Consider the following 17897-nt stretch of genomic DNA (forward strand, 5'->3'; position numbering starts at 1 on the left):
CTAAAATAAATGCCTGTTTAATAATTCTTTGCTTCTTCCAGTCCAGTCAGCACCCGAAAAGCTCCGGACGCAAGTGACTCCAGTATATTTTCACCAGGGAAAACAAACACATCTGCAATCCATGCAATTGGACCGAGCAGCCGTTGAACAAACAGACTTTGATCATTCAGCCTGCCCGTCAGTACGATTGCCTGGACTTCACCACGCAAAGCAGCAGCCATTGCCCCGATTTCTTTAGCGGATTGATAAACCATTGCATCTAGCAGTTTATCTGCCAGATCGTCCCCTTCTTCAATGCGTCTTTCCACTTCGTCAAGGTTTCCTGTTCCGAGATGTGCCGTTAAACCGCCAAGGGTAGATATTTTTCGCTTCAAATCAGTCTCTGTGAAGTCTCCGGAATAGCAAAGAGCAATCATATCTCCAGCCGGTAAAGTACCCGCCCGTTCCGGTGCCAGTGGCCCTTCTCCATCAAGACTATTATTTACATCGATGACGCACCCTGCTTTATGAGCACCGATTGAAATTCCGCCACCGAGGTGGAGTACGATGAAATTGCCTTCTTCATATGGAATGTTCCTCATATTGGCTGCTTTCCTCGCGGCCGCTTTATGACTGAGTGCGTGAAAAACACTTTTCCTCTTGATTTCGGGAATCCCAGTCATCCTAGCAACATCTGCCAGTTCATCTACAGTGACAGGATCTACAATATAGGCGGGAATTCCGTAATCATTTGCAATGCTTTCCGCAAGCCAGCCGCCGATTGCAGAAGCATGACCAGCTGCGAAACCATCTCGCAAATCTTCTTTCATATGTTCATTAACACAGTATGTACCGCCCTCTAAAGGACGCAGGATGCCGCCACGGCCCACAATCGCTGTACATTTTGAAATATTAAGTCCCATTGAGAAAAATTTCTCCAACAAGTCCTGTTTCCTCTGCTGCGTCTGCTTTTCAACATCTTCACCGAGGGACGAATGGCATATTTCAGCGGAAACGAGACAGCTCTCATTTTCAAAAAGTGCGGCTTCTGTAGATTTACCCTTTGGATTGATTGCAAGAATTCGCTGCATTCTTGTCACTCCTGTCTCTATTCTTGCCGAAAATAATAATGGCAAGAGCGATTGAATATAGCTTGCTTTCCCAGCAATCAGCACGGGAAGGAAGAACAATTGGAACTGAAGCTCCACAAACGACAGCAGCCACTTTTGCTCTGGCAAAAAAGACAAAAGCTTTATAGAGCGCATTTCCCGCTTCTATAGAAGGGACAAGCAAAATATCAGAACAACCTGCCACTTTTGATGCGACACCTTTCTGACGGGCTGTTTCAGGAGATATTGCATTATCAAAAGAGATCGGTCCTCCAACTAAGCAACCTGTAATCTCCCCTTTTTCCTGCATTTCCGCAAGCTTTGCCGCATCCAATGTAGATGGGATTGCTTCATTGATCACATCTACTGGTGCGATGGCAGCAACTTTTGGACACTTAATTCCAAGAGTATGACCGATATCCACTGCATGAGCAGCAATCCGTACTTTATCAGTAAGGTCTGGCGAGATATTGATTGCCGCATCTGTTAAAATTACCGGCTTTTCTCTGCCCGGAACATCAAAAACAGCGACATGTGAAAGCAATTTCTCCTGACGAAGTCCATGCTCTCTATCTAATACAGCTTGCAACATTTCTTTTGTGGAAACATCGCCCTTCATTAAAATGTGAGCATGACCGCTTTTTATGTGCCTCACAGCAGCTGAAGCAGCCGATCCATTTTCAACAGGATATGCTTTTATACTTGCAAAATCCGAATCGAGACCCGTCTCACGATGAAAGCGACTTATTTCTGACAGGGTGCCAAAGATATGAAAAGTAGCCAACTTCAGTTCAAGAGCCACTTTGACTGCATGGAACAGTTCGGAACCTTTAACTCCAGCCACCGCTATAACTGGCCGCAATTCAGTCTTGGCTGTTTCAAGCAGTTCATTCAAATGATTCATTGACTTCACCATCTATTATTCTGCATTATTTTGCATGCTCGTTTTATCAATATGGTACTTTTCCATCTTATAGTACAAGTTACGGATTGAAATTTTCAACATATCCGCTGTTTTGGTTTTATTATAGCCACTTTTCCTATATATGTCCTGGATATATCTTTTTTCAAAATCTTCCAAAGCGTCTTGCAACGGTCGGTGGTTCTCAAGCTCTTCCTCTTCCTTTACTCTCTCTGAAGTGTTGGAGCTTTCAAAATGGGAAGGCTTTAAATAAACTTCTTCTGGGTCAGTCCGTAGCATTGCAGTTTGTATAAAAACTTTTAACTCTGCAATATTTTTCAAGAATGTGCGCTTTTTTAACATTTCAACTGTTTCTTTTGTTGCAGATTGTACGTACCGGCCCAATTCATTATTTGAATCATAAATAAATCGGTTTACTAGAATTTCCATATCTGCTTTTCTAGAGCGCAATGGCGGCAAATATATAGTCATTCTGCTAAGGATTGCATACAGCTCTCTTGAAAAGTCATGGTCGCTGATTGCCTGTTCAAGGTTAGCAGAAGTAATACAAATGATTCGGCTTCCTCTTTTTTCTTCCTGCTCCAGAAATTCAAGAACTTTCTGCTGAGCCGACTTATTTAAAGACTCAATATGTTCAAGTACAATGGTACCTTTTGAAACTGTTCTAAATAGATGATCGGGAATTTTCTCGCGGCAGTCTTGAATAATAAAAGGCTGGAAACGAAGTTCACTTTCATTATGAATCGCTTCAGCGAAATGCCTCTTGCCCGTCCCTTCCTCTCCCCGCAACAAGACAGGTTGTAACGTGCGGGCTGCAAGCTTCCCATGATCAACAGCAAGCTGCATTGTATCGGATTGTGCGGAGAAATCAACGAAGAGCCGCATGCCTTCCAATTTTCGAACAAGCTGTTTAGAAGCAGACAATTCTTGTTCTAGAACTCGATCTTTATCTTCTTCATATACAGCAATACTTCCCTTCAGCTTGCCATCCAACATAAGCGGGACAGCACGCACATGAAGGTCTCCATGGTGTCCTGTCTCAGCTGCAAAGCATCGGTTGACAGCGCGGCGTGTCTGTTGAACTTGTTTATGAACGGCATTTTCAAGTTCAGGCAAGTCGGATCTCTGGCCTAAAAGCTGGAGACAACTATCATTTGCATACCACGTACGTCCTTGATGGTCTGCGATACTAAAAGGTTCTGCAAAAACGTTCAAGATTCCTTCCATAAGAACTGTTAAATCATTTAAATCTGCGTGCTTCTCTGCTAATCGGATCACTTCCCGTACTTTAGCACCGATTGCCGCAACTCCAGTAAGTTTTTCTTCACCATCAAAAAGTGGCAGCTTCGCCATGATCATGTCTTCTCCGTCACCCATTCGAAATCTGCCGTTCCAGTCCCCACGCCTGCTTCTCAGTACTTCCTCGAGATGAATTCCGGGGAATACATCTTCTGCCTTCATTCCAAAAATGTCGTTTTTACTGATTGCTATTTCAACAGCTTCTTTATTTGCAGCCTGAATACGTCCCTGCTCGTCTGCTGTCAGAAAAAAAACTGGAAATTGCTCAAGTAGCCATTGATAAGGGGGAGTTTGCCTTTTATCCACTTTTTCACCTCCACCATGCAAGAATTTGCTTGTTTTTATCATATACAACCATGCAATTATTAGCAAGTAATAGCCTTCATTCGGTTTTTTTCTTAATTGGTTGACTCTTTTAAGATTTCAGTATGATTTAATAGATAGTTTTGCTATAATCATTGATAGGTTTAACGATTTCAAGGAGATTGCAAATGAATCGATTTATGGCTCTCATGTTACTTTTTTTACCTGGCATCGCCGCAGCAATAGGCATCAAGCTTATGCGTGATGCACTTTTTGGAGAATATAGCCGATTCCTGTTACATGCGGGCGTGCAATTTTTTGCCGGCATGGTTCTTTTCATTGGCGGGCTTGTCTTTGTTGGCGGCTTTATCGTGTATCGAGATCGCAAAAACAATCGACATGCACAAAATCATCGTCAATGAGAATCCGAAGAAGCTTTGCAGTCCTTGCAATTGACGATCTCTTAACGCAACAGGAGGATATGAAAAATGAAAGTAGCCAAATTTGGCGGCAGCTCTGTCGCTAACGCAACTCAAATCAAAAAAGTGTGCGATATTATTAAATCAGACGATTCTCGCAAATTTGTAGTTGTTTCTGCACCAGGAAAACGTAATAAAGAGGATATCAAAGTTACTGACCTTCTGATCGAACTTGGTGACACATATGCAAGTGGAAAAGCATACGAGTCTGTTTTCGAGAAAATTGTAAAACGCTATGCTGATATTATTGAAGAGCTGGATCTTCCAAAATCTTTGCTTGATGAAATTACTGATTCTACAAAGAAAACACTTGAAAGCGATGAACCTGACGAAATCAAGTTTGACGCTGTGAAAGCATCGGGAGAAGACAGTTCTGCTAGGATTGTCAGCGCCTATCTTAATAAAATTGGCATTCAAGCAACTTATATTAATCCAAAGGAAGCGGGTATGATTGTAAGCAATCAGCCGGGTAATGCCCAAATCTTGCCTGAAAGCTTCCCTGAAATTAATAAGTTGCGCGACCGTGAAGGCGTCCTCGTCATTCCTGGTTTCTTTGGCTACACTGCAAATGATAAACTGATGACTTTCTCACGCGGGGGATCTGATATTACAGGGTCAATCATCGCTGCCGGCGTGAAAGCAGAACTTTATGAGAATTTTACAGATGTCGATTCCGTATTTTCCGTTAATCCGAACATTGTAGAAAATCCAAAAGAAATTACTGTTCTTACATACAAGGAAATGCGTGAACTTTCATACGCTGGTTTCTCAGTCTTCCATGACGAAGCACTCATCCCTGCTTTCCAGGAGAAGATTCCTGTCTGCATCAAGAACACGAATAACCCATCCGCTCCAGGTACAATGATTGTGGCGGAAAAGGAACAAAACGGTAATTGTGTTGTCGGTATTGCGAGTGATACAGATTTCTGCAGCCTCTATGTTGAGAAATATCTGATGAACCGTGAAGTCGGTTTCGGACGTAAATTACTGCAAATACTTGAGGATGAGCATGTTTCATTTGAACATGTCCCTTCTGGTATTGACGATATGTCTGTCATCATCCGCAACAGCGAATTCACACCTGAAAAAGAAACACGTGTAGTAGAACGCATTCAGCAAGAACTCCAGGTCAACACATTAAAGATACGTCGCAACCTCGCTATGATTATGGTTGTTGGTGAAGGTATGAAGAGTACAATAGGTATTATTAGTAAAGCAACAAATGCTTTTGCCGAAGCAAATGTTAACATTGAAATGGTCAACCAAGGATCTTCAGAAGTTTCCATCATGTTCGGTATTGAAGAAGAAGGACTGGAACGCTCAATACGTTCCCTATATAAAGCTTTCTTTGGATAAAGAAGGCACCGCAACGCCTATGCGTTGCGGTTTTTTAATGCAAAAAAACCGATTTATCCCTCTAAAACTTTGTAAATTATTGTATAATGAGTTTAATACTGAGCAAGGAGGTGTCCTATGGTTTCAGCTGAATTCATATCTATAGCAACACCTATCCTTCTCGGAATGCTAATAAATTTCATCGTCTATTTCATTTTCAGTAAAATTGAAAAAACGAAAAACAAAGCTATAAAATTCACATGGTTTGCAACTGTTGGGATGATTGTCTTTTCATATATCTCAGCCTTCACTTCAAGTATCACATGGGGCGGGTTTGGCTATTTTATCATTTCAATCGGAATGTTTGCTGTTGCCCTCGCACTTACGATTTTTAAAAATCCGATTTGGAAAACTTCAAAGGAACATGATTGATCACTCCAGCAGCCTGTAATTTATCAGGCTGCTGGAGTTTTTTAAAATTTTTAAAGGGTTTTCCGTTTTGTTGTCGAATTATGTAAATATAGAGAAAACTATAATCAAGAACTCTTTAAATCTTAGGTTAGGCGAAGTTTTTTAAAATTTACCCTATAAAAAGCAAAACCCTCTCGCTCACAGATCGAAGTGAACGGGAGAGGGCTAAATCTGAAAACTATTCTAGATGTTAAGAAGCTTTATGTTCCAAACGGAGTCTGTCAGCAACCATTGCAATGAACTCTGAATTCGTCGGTTTTGCTTTGGAAATGCTTACTGTATATCCGAATAAAGCAGAAATGGAATCCATATTGCCTCGGCTCCAGGCGACTTCGATGGCGTGACGGATTGCCCGTTCAACTCTCGAAGCTGTCGTATTGAATGCTTTTCCAATATCCGGATAAAGCACTTTTGTAATTGAGCCAAGCAATTCAACGTCATGGTAAACCATAGTGATTGCTTCACGCAAATACTGATAGCCTTTAATATGTGCCGGAACACCAATTTCATGAATGATATTTGTAATGCTTGCTTCAAGATCATGTTTCTTCCTGAGACCGCTGCCTCCACTGACATGACTGACTGTCTGAATATTAGAAGGTCTTCCTTGAATCTGGCGAATTTGATCACCGAGATTTTCAATATCAAATGGCTTGAGCATGAAATAGGAAGCACCCATATCTGCTGCCTTTTTCATAACCTCTTCCTGACCAAAAGCTGTAAGCATAATAACATTCGGGTAGGAAGATCGGTTCTGCTGTCGCAATTTATTCAAAACAGCTAGTCCATCTATATGAGGCATGATGATGTCGAGAATAAGTACATCGGGTTCAACTTCATCAAGCAATTCAAGGCAGGATTGTCCGTTAAAAGCTACACCAATAACTTCAATATCCTTCTGCGTTTCAAAATATTCTTCCATCATACGGATGAGTTCTCTGTTATCATCCACAAGACATAATTTTATCTTGTTCAAATCTTTTTCCTCCTTATGTAACGCATACAATACAAGTTCTGTTCTGTCCTATACAACATATTCGACATAGGAGACATTTATCCTTTTGAAAAATTGAATTTCTTTGAGTATTTTATTATTTTTCTTTGATTTGCTTTCGTTTAGTCGTATTTACGCCCTGCTTCTCTTAAATCAGACAAAATACGCCAAAAAGACTGCCCTCATCTTCGGACAGTCTTTTGGCAGTTCAGCTCGCTTTTTTATTACTTTTGTATAAATCAATTCCAGCATCCTGCAGCATCCATTCAATATGAACGCCATATCCGGAAGTTGGATCGTTTACAAATACATGAGTTACAGCACCAATTACTTTACCATTTTGGATAATCGGGCTTCCGCTCATGCCTTGCACAATACCACCAGTACGTTTTAACAGCTCTTTGTCCGTAATCTTGACAACCATTCCTTTTGTTGCTGGGTGCTTTTGTGGCACATTGCTTACAATTTCTACATCAAATGCTTCAACTTTCTCGCCTTTTACTACTGTAAGAATTTTAGCTGGCCCGTCTTTCACTTCATTGGACAGTGCAATTGGCAATGGCTGATCCATCATGCCATTTGCAAGATCACCATTCAATTTTCCAAAAATACCAAACGGACTGTTTTTTGTAATATTTCCAAGGTGATGATCTGCAATCGAGAACTTGGCCTGCTTTTCTCCTGGTTGTCCGCTATTCCCCTTTTCAATTGCTGTTACGGAGGAGCGGACTATCGTTCCGTTATTAATTTCGATCGGTTTTTTCGTATCCATGTCAGAAATTATATGACCTAATGCCCCATACTTCTTTGAGCCAGGCTCATAAAATGTCATCGTTCCAATCCCTGCTGCAGAATCGCGGATATAAAGACCAAGCTGGTACTCTCCGTTCTTCTTGCTTTTTTTCGGCATCAATTCAGTTTTAATCATTCTTTCTCCGCGCTTCAACTTAAGGTTAAGCGGCTTTTCTTCAGCACCTGACTTTTCAACATAAGGTTTGACATCTTCCATATGGTTGATTTTATCGCCATTGATTTCAAGAATTGCATCGCCAACTTTTACCTCTGCTTCTTCCCCGGGTGAAGCTTTACCTGTCTCTGTCGTCACAAGATGATGGCCAACAACGAGAACACCGAGCGTTTCCAGCTGGACTCCCAGTGACTGACCTCCAGGAATAACTTTCAGATTTTGAACTGCCGCTTTATCAATTTTTCTCTCGGCAGCGGCAGCAGGAATATGCGTTTCTTCAGCAGAAGCGAAAAAGCCGGACTCATCTGTTGTAAATCTGTCGTTAGACAATTGGCTGTTATCCTGCTTCGCTTGCACACCCGGTGCTGGCATTGCAAAAAGAACAAAGCCGATCATCAGTAAAATGAAGACAGCCCGTAACATGCCTGCTTTGCGTGTATCATCCAAACAGTTCACTCTCCTCTTCACACCCTTGTTCGGGATTTATTTGTCCTTCATAATGTGGCATTCTGAAGGACGAAATAAACTGGTGTATCGTTTCCTTTTTTAATGAAAAAAGCTGAGAATCCCATGTAACTCGGGATTCTCAGCTTTCAGCCGTTTTCAATTTAAAATGATTTGCAAGCTCAAGCATTTCTTTAGCATGGATTTTTGCAGTATCCGTTAAAGAAGCACCTGTAATCATTCGGCTCAATTCATCGATTTTTTCATCTGTGTTCAGCTCTCTGACAGATGTTTCAGTCCGTTCATCTGTTTGCGTCTTACTGATTAACTTATGCGTATCCGACATAGCAGCAACTTGTGGCAAATGTGTAATGCATAGAACTTGTGATGCTTTAGAAATCTCGAAAATTTTCTCTGCAATTGCTTGTGCTACCCTACCACTTACACCGGTATCCACTTCGTCAAAAATTACACTTGTCACACCTTGATGTCTTGCAAAAATATTTTTGAGCGCAAGCATGATCCGTGACAGTTCTCCCCCAGATGCAACTTTGTTCAATTCTTTTGGAGGTTCACCAGGGTTAGCTGAAATTAGAAACTGTACCTGATCAAATCCATTGGCGTTCAGTCTTGCTGAACCGGTTTGAAGCGCTTCAAGAATCTGCGCGTCCGTATCATGCCATTCCGGATTGAACCGTATAACGAACTTCGCTTTCTCAAGATAGAGACCTTGAAGTTCTTCATGAATGGCCACCATTAATTCCGCAGCTGCAGCCGATCGGATTTCATGCAAATGTTTAGCTTCAAGGAACGCATCATGCGTAAGCTCCCGAATTTCATTTTCAAGTTCATTTAGATGGACATCTTTATTTGTGATCTGTTCCAGTTCTTCTTCAACCTTTGCCAGATATTCCAACATTTCATTTACAGTAGATCCGTACTTTCGCTTCAAGCGGCTTATTTCATCTAAACGTGCTTCTATATCATTGAGACGTCCTTCATCATATTGCATCTGGTCACTATAATTACGGATATCATAGGAAAGTTCTTCAATTGCATAATAGGCATTGGACAGTGCTTCAGCTTTTTGAGAAATAAACTCATCAGCATCCTGCTGTTCCTGAAGAGCCTGTTCCGCTATGCGTACCCATTCAATTCCCCTTTGCTCTCCATACAGCGCATTGTAAGCCGTCTGCAAACTTTTATGAACCTTTTCGAAGTTGGCGAGCCTGTTACGTTCATTCTCCAATTCCACATCTTCATTTGGCTGGAGTTCTGCTTGTTCAAGCTCTTTCTTTTGGAAAGCGAGCAAATCTTGGCGATGACTCATTTCCTGTTCATTTTTACTCCAGCTTTTATAACGGAGTTTTAGCTCGGTTAAGCGTTCATACAGCTTTCTGTATTCTTCCTTCGCCACGCTGATCTGTTCAGGCCGAAAAGCGTCAAGCAGTTCAATATGGTTGTCAGGTTCCATTAAAGACTGCGTCTCATGCTGACTATGGATATCAATGAGCGTTTTTCCAAACTCACGTAGAATCGCCAGAGTAACAAGCTTTCCATTTACTCTGCATATGCTTTTTCCGCCAGAAGTGATTGTACGCTGCAGAACAGCCATCCCATCCGAAATCTCAACACCGTAAGCAGACCCCGCCTCATAAATTGGATGATCATCCCTGTCAATAAGGAACAGGCCTTCGATTTCTGCCTTCTTTGCACCATGCCGGACAAATTCAACTGAACCGCGGCCTCCAGCAAGCAATTGTATGGCATCAATAATAATTGATTTCCCCGCACCTGTTTCTCCAGTTAGTACGGTTAAACCTTCCTGAAAAGTAACGGATGTTTTATCAATGATCGCAAAATCCTGTATGGACAACTCAGCAAGCATTGTCTCACCTCCCCAGTTCAAACCTTAAAGCATGTTTATGAAACGTTCCTTTATTGTTAGGGCATCTTCTTCAGTCCTGCAAATAATTAGACATGTATCATCACCGCAAATTGTCCCCATAATTTCTTCCCAGTTCAGATTGTCTATGAGAGCACCCACTGCCTGCGCATTGCCCGGCAATGTTTTCAATACGATAAAATGACTCGCATGGTCAATTTTCAAAAAGGCATCCATGACGAGCCTTTTCAACTTGTCCAGAGGATTGAAACGCTGGTCTGCAGGAAGACTGTATTTATATTTCCCGAAAAGTGACGGGACTTTAACTAGATGAAGTTCTTTTATATCTCGTGATACCGTAGCTTGGGTTACATTGTACCCGGCAGCTTTAAGCATATCCACGAGTTCATCCTGAGTCTCTACTTCATTATCAGCGATCAACTCGCGAATTTTCACATGTCTTTGGATCTTGCTCATTTGTTTATTATCCTCCAGTACTATTCCGTCGCTTTTAAAGCTGCATGTGCTTCAGCAACGGTGTGCTCAATGTCAATTTCTACATCTGGCACTTCTTCGGCTTTCCATTTAAAGTGTGCAAGGAATTCTATATTTCCATCGCCACCGGTAATCGGCGAGTATGTAAGACCACACACTACATAGCCAAGGTTCTTTGCAAACGAAAGAATATCTTTGATGACTGCAGCATGAACTTTTGCATCTCGAACAATTCCCTTTTTCCCGACCTGTTCTCGTCCGGCTTCAAATTGCGGCTTAATTAGAGCAATAATATCACTACGCTCATCCAGAATTTCTGCCAATGGGGGCAGCATAAGCTTTAGAGAAATAAAGGAAACGTCTATGGAAGCTAGATCAGGTGCCCCTTTTGTAAACATATCAGGTGTTGCATGGCGAAAATTAGTGCGTTCCATAACGACGACACGATCGTCGCTGCGCAATTTCCAGTCGAGCTGATTATAGCCTACATCAACTGCATAGCATAGTTTTGCACCATTTTGCAGTGCACAGTCCGTAAATCCTCCCGTTGATGAGCCAACATCAATCATTGTACGGCCTTCTGGTGAAATCGGGAAAACTTGCAGTGCACGCTCAAGCTTAAGACCACCTCGGCCTACATACGGTATGACCCGGCCTTTTATTTCCAATGGAATATCGTCTTCAACTTTTACACCCGGCTTGTCCATTCTCTCGGTTCCGGAAAATACGAGGCCAGCCATGATAGCTCGTTTCGCTTTTTCCCTTGTTTCAATTAATTCTCTTTCAACGAGTAGTACATCAAGTCTTTTCTTTCCCATAGTCGCCTTCCTTTATTAAGCATGTTCACGCTCTAATACAAGTCTTGTACATTGTTCAGCAATCACATTTTCAGTTAGACCGGCAGCAGTCCGCAGCTCTTCATCACTGCCTATCCCATAAAATATGTCATCTAGTCCTAGCCGGCGAATAATTGAGCCACTATATCCATGGTCAGCTGCATATTCAAGTACTGAACTCCCAAAGCCTCCAGCCAGAACACTCTCTTCCAGTGTAAGAATCGGAATTTGTTGCTTAAATAAACTTTCAAGGAGAGCCTCGTCAAGCGGTTTAATAAACCTTGCGTTGATCACCATGATGCTTAGACCACATTCAGCTAAACTTTCTGCTGTATTCATTGCCTTTCTAAGAATAGGACCAAAAGTAATGATTGCTGCATCTGTCCCATTTTTAAGGACTTGCCATTTGCCAATTTCAAGTTTCTTTATCGGCTCTACACCAAGCCAGTCATCAACTTTGCCACGCGGATAGCGAAGCGCAATCGGTCCTTCTGAGTACTCGAGCGCAAACCTTGTCATCATATTACACTCGACTTCGCATGAGGGCATCATGAGTATCATATTCGGCAGGCTGCGAAGAAAGGCAATATCAAAAACACCGTGATGTGAATCACCATCAGCTCCTGAAAATCCTGCACGGTCAATTCCGAATGCGACGTTTAAATTTTGTCGGCACACATCATGAACTACCTGATCATAGCCACGTTGCAGAAAGGTAGAATAGATCGGTAAGAACACCTTGCCTCCTGCATTCGCCATTCCGGCTGCCAATGTCACAGCATGCTGTTCGGCAATTCCTGTATCAATCAGGCGATCCGGATACCGATCCCCGAATTCAACCAGCCGGGAGCCAACAATCATGGCAGGTGTGATCACTGTGAAAAAGTTGGTTTCTGCTATATCAAGAAGTGCATCAGCCACTGTTTGACTGTAATCTTTCAAAGTTATATCAGTAGTTGTTGGCTCACCTGTATAAGGATCATATGGTGCGACCCCATGCCCTTTTGAAAGCAGATCATTTTCTGCAGGCAGCCAGCCTTTGCCTTTTTCTGTTCGCACATGGATAAAAACTGGGCTATCAGTTAATTTTGCTTCCTGAAAACAATCAATCAGTTCGGATATGCAATGGCCATTAACTGGGCCTAAATAATGAATCCCAATCTTTTCGAAAAATGTTTTCCTGAAATGCAAATCATCATCGGCGAAAAAGTTCTTAAGCGCTCCAATATTCGGCGAAATTGACATGCCATTATCATTCAGCACTACAGTCACTTTCCGTCCGCTATCTCCCAAATGGTTAAGTGCTTCCATGGCCATTCCGCCAGTTAGCGCCCCATCACCGATTATTGCAATGACATGGCCGCTTCTTCCGGTATTGTCACGGACGATTGCATGACCTAGTGCAGCAGAAAGGGAGGTGGAACTGTGCCCCGCCTCCCAAATGTCGTGGACACTTTCTCCTCGATGAATAAAACCGGACATGCCACTCTTCTTTCTCAAAAAAGGAAACATTGAAGAACGGCCAGTCAGGATTTTATGAACGTATGTCTGATGCCCAATATCCCAGATTAACTGATCCTCAGGACTATTATATATCTTATGAAGAGCGATTGTCAGTTCGCATACTCCAAGATTAGAGCCAAGATGTCCGCCTGTCTTGGAAAGCTGGCCAATTAAAAAAGAACGAATTTCACTAGCCAGGTTCTCCAATTGCTCAACATCCAGCTCTTTCAAGAAAGCTGGACTTTCAATTGACGATATTTCCATCCATGCCACTCCTTTGTTCATGAAGTACGCTAGAAATAACAACAGACATACCAAAACCAATTTTAATTACACCATTGCCGAAGCTGGTAAATTCATCTACATTCAAAAAGATCGGCTCAATTTCTTTTACTCCACAAGACCCGTTGCCGCCATCCCATGAATGGTCATTACTGTAATGAAGTTAATGCCATCATCAGAATATCAACAATGATCAGATCAAGAAAAAACAGCCGCTAGCACAAATGTGATAACGGCAACAATCGTTCTAAATTTTAAGAAATCACTATGATCCATTATAACACAGCCCCGAAGACGCAAACCAACAAGTAGATCAGTGATCTCGTCTGCTGATGTGATCAATCAACAGCATCAAATAGGAGTCAGCAGCGCCCGCTTCTACAAGAGCTGTTTTTGCTTTTTGCACATAAATCTCTTTCATTTCCTCAGCTCCATCTAAACCGAGAAGCTTCGGATAAGTACTTTTTTCATTGGCAACATCACTGCCAACGGGTTTGCCCAGCTTTTCCGGATCACCCGTAACATCAAGCAAATCATCCTGTACTTGAAAGATCAAACCAAGATAGTGGGCAAATTCTTTCAAATGGGAGAGCTGCTCTGCGGATGCTTTTCCAAGATAGGCACCGGCATGGATGGCGAACTCAAGAAGAGCGCCCGTTTTTAGAGCATGTATCCTTTCAAGCTCAGCGAGACTGGCCGGTTTCCTTTCAGCTTCCATATCAAGAATCTGACCAGCTACCATACCTTCAGGACCGCTGGCGGATGCTAACATTTTAATCAATTGCACCTTTTCAGTATCAGACAGCTCGGGGTCTCCAGCAATTAGCTCAAAACTATAAGTAAGGAGAGCATCACCCGCAAGAATGGCTGTCGCTTCATCGAATTTTTTGTGGTTAGTCAGTTTACCTCTCCGGTAATCATCATCATCCATTGCCGGCAAATCATCGTGAATCAGTGAGTATGTATGAATCATCTCAAGAGCAAGTGCGGAAGACTGGATTTTTTTCGGATTACTGTCATAAGCTGCGTTACTGGCAGCAAGCAATACTGGACGAAGGCGTTTGCCTCCTGCTTGCAATGAGTAAGCCATAGAGTCTTTCAGATTATTGGGTATATCCAATCTCCCAAGCACATCATCCATCTCTTGTAGAAGCATGACCTTCTGCTCTTCCATAAATTTAATCAGTGCCTGATGCACGTTACTCTTCCCCCTGTACGTCAAATGGTTCCAGATTTCCTTGCTCATTCATAATCTGAACCATTTTATCCTGAACGGATACGAGCTTATCATTGCATAATTTGGAAAGCTTCATGCCTTCCTGATAATAGTCGATCGCCTTTTCAAGAGGAACATCCCCCGCTTCAAGCTTCTCGACAATGTCTTCCAATTGTTTCATTGCTTCTTCAAAAGACAATTGTTCCTGCTCAGCCATTGATATCCTCCTTCGTTTCAAGCACCTGGCATTCCGCCTGACCATCAGCAAGTTTTACAGAAATGCGCTCACCCTGCTCTACTTGGCGAACTGAACGGATGATTTCACCATCTGCTCCATATGGCACGGAAAAACCGCGTTTCATGATTTCAAGCGGATTCAGGAGCGAAAGTTTTTCAATTTGCAGACCAAGCTCTGACTGCTTTTTATCCATGAGGCGCTGCATTGCCTGACGTAGATCCTTAGCAAGCGCTTTACGATCAGATTCAGCCGATTGCAGCTGGCGCTCAGGATGCTGCTGCATAAGTCTGACATCTATTTGGCGCAAATCATTACGGCTTTTATCCAGCTTATTTTTAAATGCTAATGCAAGTCTGTCTACAGCCGCATCCAATTGCTGATCCTTTTGCGTAATCAGCTGCTCTGGATATCGGAATGCATAGGAGGCCATTAGTCGCTTAAGCATTTTGCTGTTTTCCGTATGCAGATTTCCAAGTGCACGCTGAAGCCTTCTGCCCAATTCTCCAGACCTTTCCATCAATTCAATTCTTGAAGGAACAGCTAATTCTGCAGCACCTGTAGGCGTGGGTGCCCGAAGATCTGCGACAAAGTCGCTGATCGTCGTATCCGTCTCATGTCCGACTGCTGAAATGATGGGAATACGAGAGTTAAAAATGGCTTCAGCAACTGCTTCTTCATTAAAACTCCATAATTCTTCAATAGAGCCGCCGCCCCGACCAACAATAAGGACATCAAAACTGCCAAGATCATTCGCTTTCTCTATTGCTTGTACAATAGATTCAGGCGCATTCGGCCCTTGAACAAGAACCGGCAAGACGACTGTCTCAACAAGCGGAAAACGCCTTGAAATTGTTGTAAGTATATCACGGACTGCTGCTCCAGTCGGTGAGGTAATGACACCGATCCGGTTCGGTATGGAAGGAATCGGCTTCTTGTAACGAGCTTCAAACATGCCTTTTTTTTCGAGCTTTTCTTTAAGCTGTTCAAATGCCATATACAAAGCGCCAATACCATCCGGTTCCATTTCTTTTATGTATAGCTGATACTGTCCATAAGATTCAAAAACGTTGACCTCGCCGCGAACTAGGACGTTCATGCCATTCTCAGGCATGAACGCCAAGTTCTTATTGTTGCCAGCAAACATGACGGCCTGCATCCGTGCCTCATCATCTTTGATTGTCAAATACATATGTCCGCGAGAATGCAGTTTGAAATTGGAAATCTCACCACGCAACCAAACATTACGCAAATGGGGATCCAATTCCATCTTTCTCTTTAAGTATTTGGTGAGGGCGGCGACCGTCAGATATCTTTGTTCGCTCACTTCCGGTTCAGTTCCTTGGCAGCTTTAATCGTATTTTTAAGCAGCATTGTGATTGTCATCGGACCGACACCTTTTGGAACCGGCGTAATGTATGAAGCTTTTTCTTTAGCGCTATCAAAATCGACATCACCAGTAAGAGAACCATCCTCAATTCTATTGACTCCAACATCAATGACTACAGCGCCCTCTTTAACGTCTTCTCCATTGATTACGTGTGGCTTACCAACTGCAACGACTAGAATATCTGCGCTCTTTGTGAACTCACGCAAATTCTTTGTACGGGAATGGCAGTACGTAACCGTCGCATTTTCATTTAGAAGCAGTTGCCCAACCGGCTTGCCGACAATATTACTGCGGCCAACTATAACGGCATGCTTGCCCGAAATTTCTATATTCTTCGATTTAAGCATTGTAATAATTCCATAAGGTGTGCAAGGAAGAAATGTATCTTCACCAATCATCATTCGACCAATGCTGACTGGATGGAATCCATCTACGTCTTTGGAAGGGTCAATTGCCTCAATGACCTTCTGTTCCGCTATATGCTTTGGAAGCGGCAACTGAACTAGAATGCCATGAACATGGTTATCATGATTCAACTTATCAATCAGCTTCAGCAATTCTTCTTCAGTGACCGTTTCATCCAATTTAATCAAGTCAGATGACATTCCTGTTTCGGTGCATGCTTTCTGCTTTCCGGAAACATAGGACTTGGAAGCCGGATCCTCACCGACAAGAACAACTGTAAGATGCGGAACAATTCCCTCTTTCTCAAGCTGTGCTACTTCCTGTTTCATTTCCATTTTCAATTCATGAGATAAATCCTTGCCGTTAATCACTTCTGCAGTTTTTGACATAGCGAGCATCCCCTTCTCGATTAGAATTTCGATAGCACTCCATTTACAAACTTGCCTGATTTTTGATCGCCGTACTTGTTTGCAAGTTCGACTGCTTCGTTGATGGATACATTTGTTGGGATATCTTCCATGTGTCTCATCTCATATACAGCAATCCTTAAAATCGTTTTCTCAGCAATGGCAAGCCGATCAAATGACCAATTTTCCAAATGTGATGCAATTAGTGAATCGATCTCTTCTTTGTGAGCTGTAACGCCTTCAATAAGTTTCATCAGGAAAGGATCTTGCAGCGCATTTCCTTCATTATCTTTCAATGCATCCGGAAGTTCCCGCTTGTTCAATTCAAGCTGGAAAAGCATCTGGAAAGCTTTCTCTCTGGCTTGGTGCCGATTCATTGAATTAACTCCTTCTATTGCTAAATGACAGGTAAGTCCATTTCCATGAGGCTTATCATATAAACGTCAGCTTACCCATCTATATGATACCCTCATGTAGGTAAATGAACCCTGTTTTGCATATTTGCCTGAAACGCATGCAAGGCCAAAAGAATTACACTTTTGACCTGCTTGCCCTTTTTATTTTCCTGAAGCAGAGGCAGATCTTTCCTCCGCCTGCATGCCAACAACGTGTATGTTCACTTCACTAACATGCAAGGATGTCATGCTTTTAATTGATTGTTTAATATTTTGCTGAATTTCCTGACAGACCGCCGGAATCGAAACACCCATTTTTAGGATTGCATAGAGGTCAATTCCAATACTATCGTCCCGCAGGTCTACTTTGACACCTTTGGAGTGTGTCTTCTTGCCGAGTCGTTCTGCGAAACTACCTCGAAGAGACCAGACTCCTGTCACCTCGGAAGCGGCAATACCGGCAATCACTTCAATGACATCTGGAGCAATTTCCACTTTTCCCATCGTTTCATCAATACCGATGTCGAGCAAATGTTTCTCATCCAT

At 42.5% G+C, this 17897-nt stretch carries 18 protein-coding genes; 3 read left to right on the forward strand and 15 right to left on the reverse strand.

The features are described 5' to 3' along the window. Positions 1 to 17: 17 nt before the first annotated feature. The 3 genes from buk to QR721_RS07560 are packed head-to-tail and all read right to left on the reverse strand — an operon-like array spanning position 18 to position 3615. A complete protein-coding gene (buk, locus tag QR721_RS07550) occupies positions 18 to 1070 on the reverse strand; it encodes a butyrate kinase (RefSeq protein WP_348025581.1) in 1053 nt (350 codons plus the stop codon). Next, positions 1036 to 1992: a bifunctional enoyl-CoA hydratase/phosphate acetyltransferase gene (locus QR721_RS07555; protein WP_348025583.1), complete on the reverse strand. Its 957-nt coding sequence runs from the start codon at positions 1990 to 1992 to the stop codon at positions 1036 to 1038. The genes buk and QR721_RS07555 overlap by 35 nt, the downstream gene beginning before the upstream one ends. Before the next feature lie 15 nt (positions 1993 to 2007). Beyond that, a complete protein-coding gene (locus QR721_RS07560) occupies positions 2008 to 3615 on the reverse strand; it encodes a sigma 54-interacting transcriptional regulator (RefSeq protein ID WP_348025585.1) in 1608 nt (535 codons plus the stop codon). Positions 3616 to 3800: 185 nt separating this feature from the next. On the opposite strand from QR721_RS07560, the gene QR721_RS07565 reads away from it, so the two are divergent. The 3 genes from QR721_RS07565 (at position 3801) to QR721_RS07575 (ending at position 5858) form a co-directional block, all read left to right on the forward strand. Further along, positions 3801 to 4034: a DUF2627 domain-containing protein gene (locus QR721_RS07565; RefSeq protein ID WP_348025587.1), complete on the forward strand. Its 234-nt coding sequence runs from the start codon at positions 3801 to 3803 to the stop codon at positions 4032 to 4034. Positions 4035 to 4100: 66 nt separating this feature from the next. Then, entirely contained in the window at positions 4101 to 5447 is a 1347-nt protein-coding gene (locus QR721_RS07570; RefSeq protein ID WP_348025589.1) for an aspartate kinase, read from the forward strand. Positions 5448 to 5564: 117 nt separating this feature from the next. Then, on the forward strand, positions 5565 to 5858 hold the full coding sequence (locus QR721_RS07575; protein ID WP_348025591.1) for a hypothetical protein: 294 nt from the start codon (positions 5565 to 5567) through the stop codon (positions 5856 to 5858). 229 nt (positions 5859 to 6087) lie between these two features. Here QR721_RS07575 and spo0A read toward each other — a convergent pair whose 3' ends face one another. From spo0A to QR721_RS07635, 12 genes are all read right to left on the reverse strand, one after another. Then, positions 6088 to 6873, reverse strand: coding sequence for a sporulation transcription factor Spo0A (gene spo0A / locus QR721_RS07580; protein WP_348025593.1), 786 nt, complete (start codon positions 6871 to 6873; stop codon positions 6088 to 6090). A gap of 226 nt (positions 6874 to 7099) precedes the next feature. Further along, complete coding sequence (gene spoIVB / locus QR721_RS07585; RefSeq protein ID WP_348025596.1) at positions 7100 to 8305, reverse strand: SpoIVB peptidase; 1206 nt, start codon at positions 8303 to 8305, stop codon at positions 7100 to 7102. Positions 8306 to 8444: 139 nt separating this feature from the next. Next, on the reverse strand, positions 8445 to 10190 hold the full coding sequence (gene recN / locus QR721_RS07590) for a DNA repair protein RecN (RefSeq protein ID WP_348025601.1): 1746 nt from the start codon (positions 10188 to 10190) through the stop codon (positions 8445 to 8447). Between the two features lie 24 nt (positions 10191 to 10214). Next, on the reverse strand, positions 10215 to 10664 hold the full coding sequence (gene ahrC, locus QR721_RS07595; protein WP_348025603.1) for a transcriptional regulator AhrC/ArgR: 450 nt from the start codon (positions 10662 to 10664) through the stop codon (positions 10215 to 10217). Between the two features lie 20 nt (positions 10665 to 10684). Then, entirely contained in the window at positions 10685 to 11500 is an 816-nt protein-coding gene (locus QR721_RS07600) for a TlyA family RNA methyltransferase (protein ID WP_348025605.1), read from the reverse strand. Between the two features lie 15 nt (positions 11501 to 11515). Further along, positions 11516 to 13285 (reverse strand): 1-deoxy-D-xylulose-5-phosphate synthase, encoded by a 1770-nt coding sequence (locus QR721_RS07605; RefSeq protein WP_348025607.1) that lies wholly within the window; start codon positions 13283 to 13285, stop codon positions 11516 to 11518. A gap of 331 nt (positions 13286 to 13616) precedes the next feature. Beyond that, entirely contained in the window at positions 13617 to 14501 is an 885-nt protein-coding gene (locus tag QR721_RS07610) for a polyprenyl synthetase family protein (RefSeq protein WP_348025609.1), read from the reverse strand. Position 14502: 1 nt separating this feature from the next. Further along, entirely contained in the window at positions 14503 to 14736 is a 234-nt protein-coding gene (locus QR721_RS07615) for an exodeoxyribonuclease VII small subunit (protein ID WP_348025611.1), read from the reverse strand. Further along, positions 14729 to 16081, reverse strand: coding sequence for an exodeoxyribonuclease VII large subunit (xseA, locus tag QR721_RS07620; protein ID WP_348025613.1), 1353 nt, complete (start codon positions 16079 to 16081; stop codon positions 14729 to 14731). Before xseA ends, QR721_RS07615 begins: the two co-directional genes overlap by 8 nt. After that, positions 16078 to 16938 (reverse strand): bifunctional methylenetetrahydrofolate dehydrogenase/methenyltetrahydrofolate cyclohydrolase FolD, encoded by an 861-nt coding sequence (folD, locus tag QR721_RS07625; protein ID WP_348025615.1) that lies wholly within the window; start codon positions 16936 to 16938, stop codon positions 16078 to 16080. Before folD ends, xseA begins: the two co-directional genes overlap by 4 nt. Before the next feature lie 20 nt (positions 16939 to 16958). Beyond that, complete coding sequence (gene nusB / locus QR721_RS07630) at positions 16959 to 17333, reverse strand: transcription antitermination factor NusB (RefSeq protein ID WP_348025617.1); 375 nt, start codon at positions 17331 to 17333, stop codon at positions 16959 to 16961. A 180-nt stretch (positions 17334 to 17513) separates the two neighbouring features. Beyond that, entirely contained in the window at positions 17514 to 17897 is a 384-nt protein-coding gene (locus QR721_RS07635) for an Asp23/Gls24 family envelope stress response protein (protein WP_348025619.1), read from the reverse strand.

The organism is Aciduricibacillus chroicocephali, assembly GCF_030762805.1.
GTDB classification, from domain to species: domain Bacteria; phylum Bacillota; class Bacilli; order Bacillales; family Amphibacillaceae; genus Aciduricibacillus; species Aciduricibacillus chroicocephali.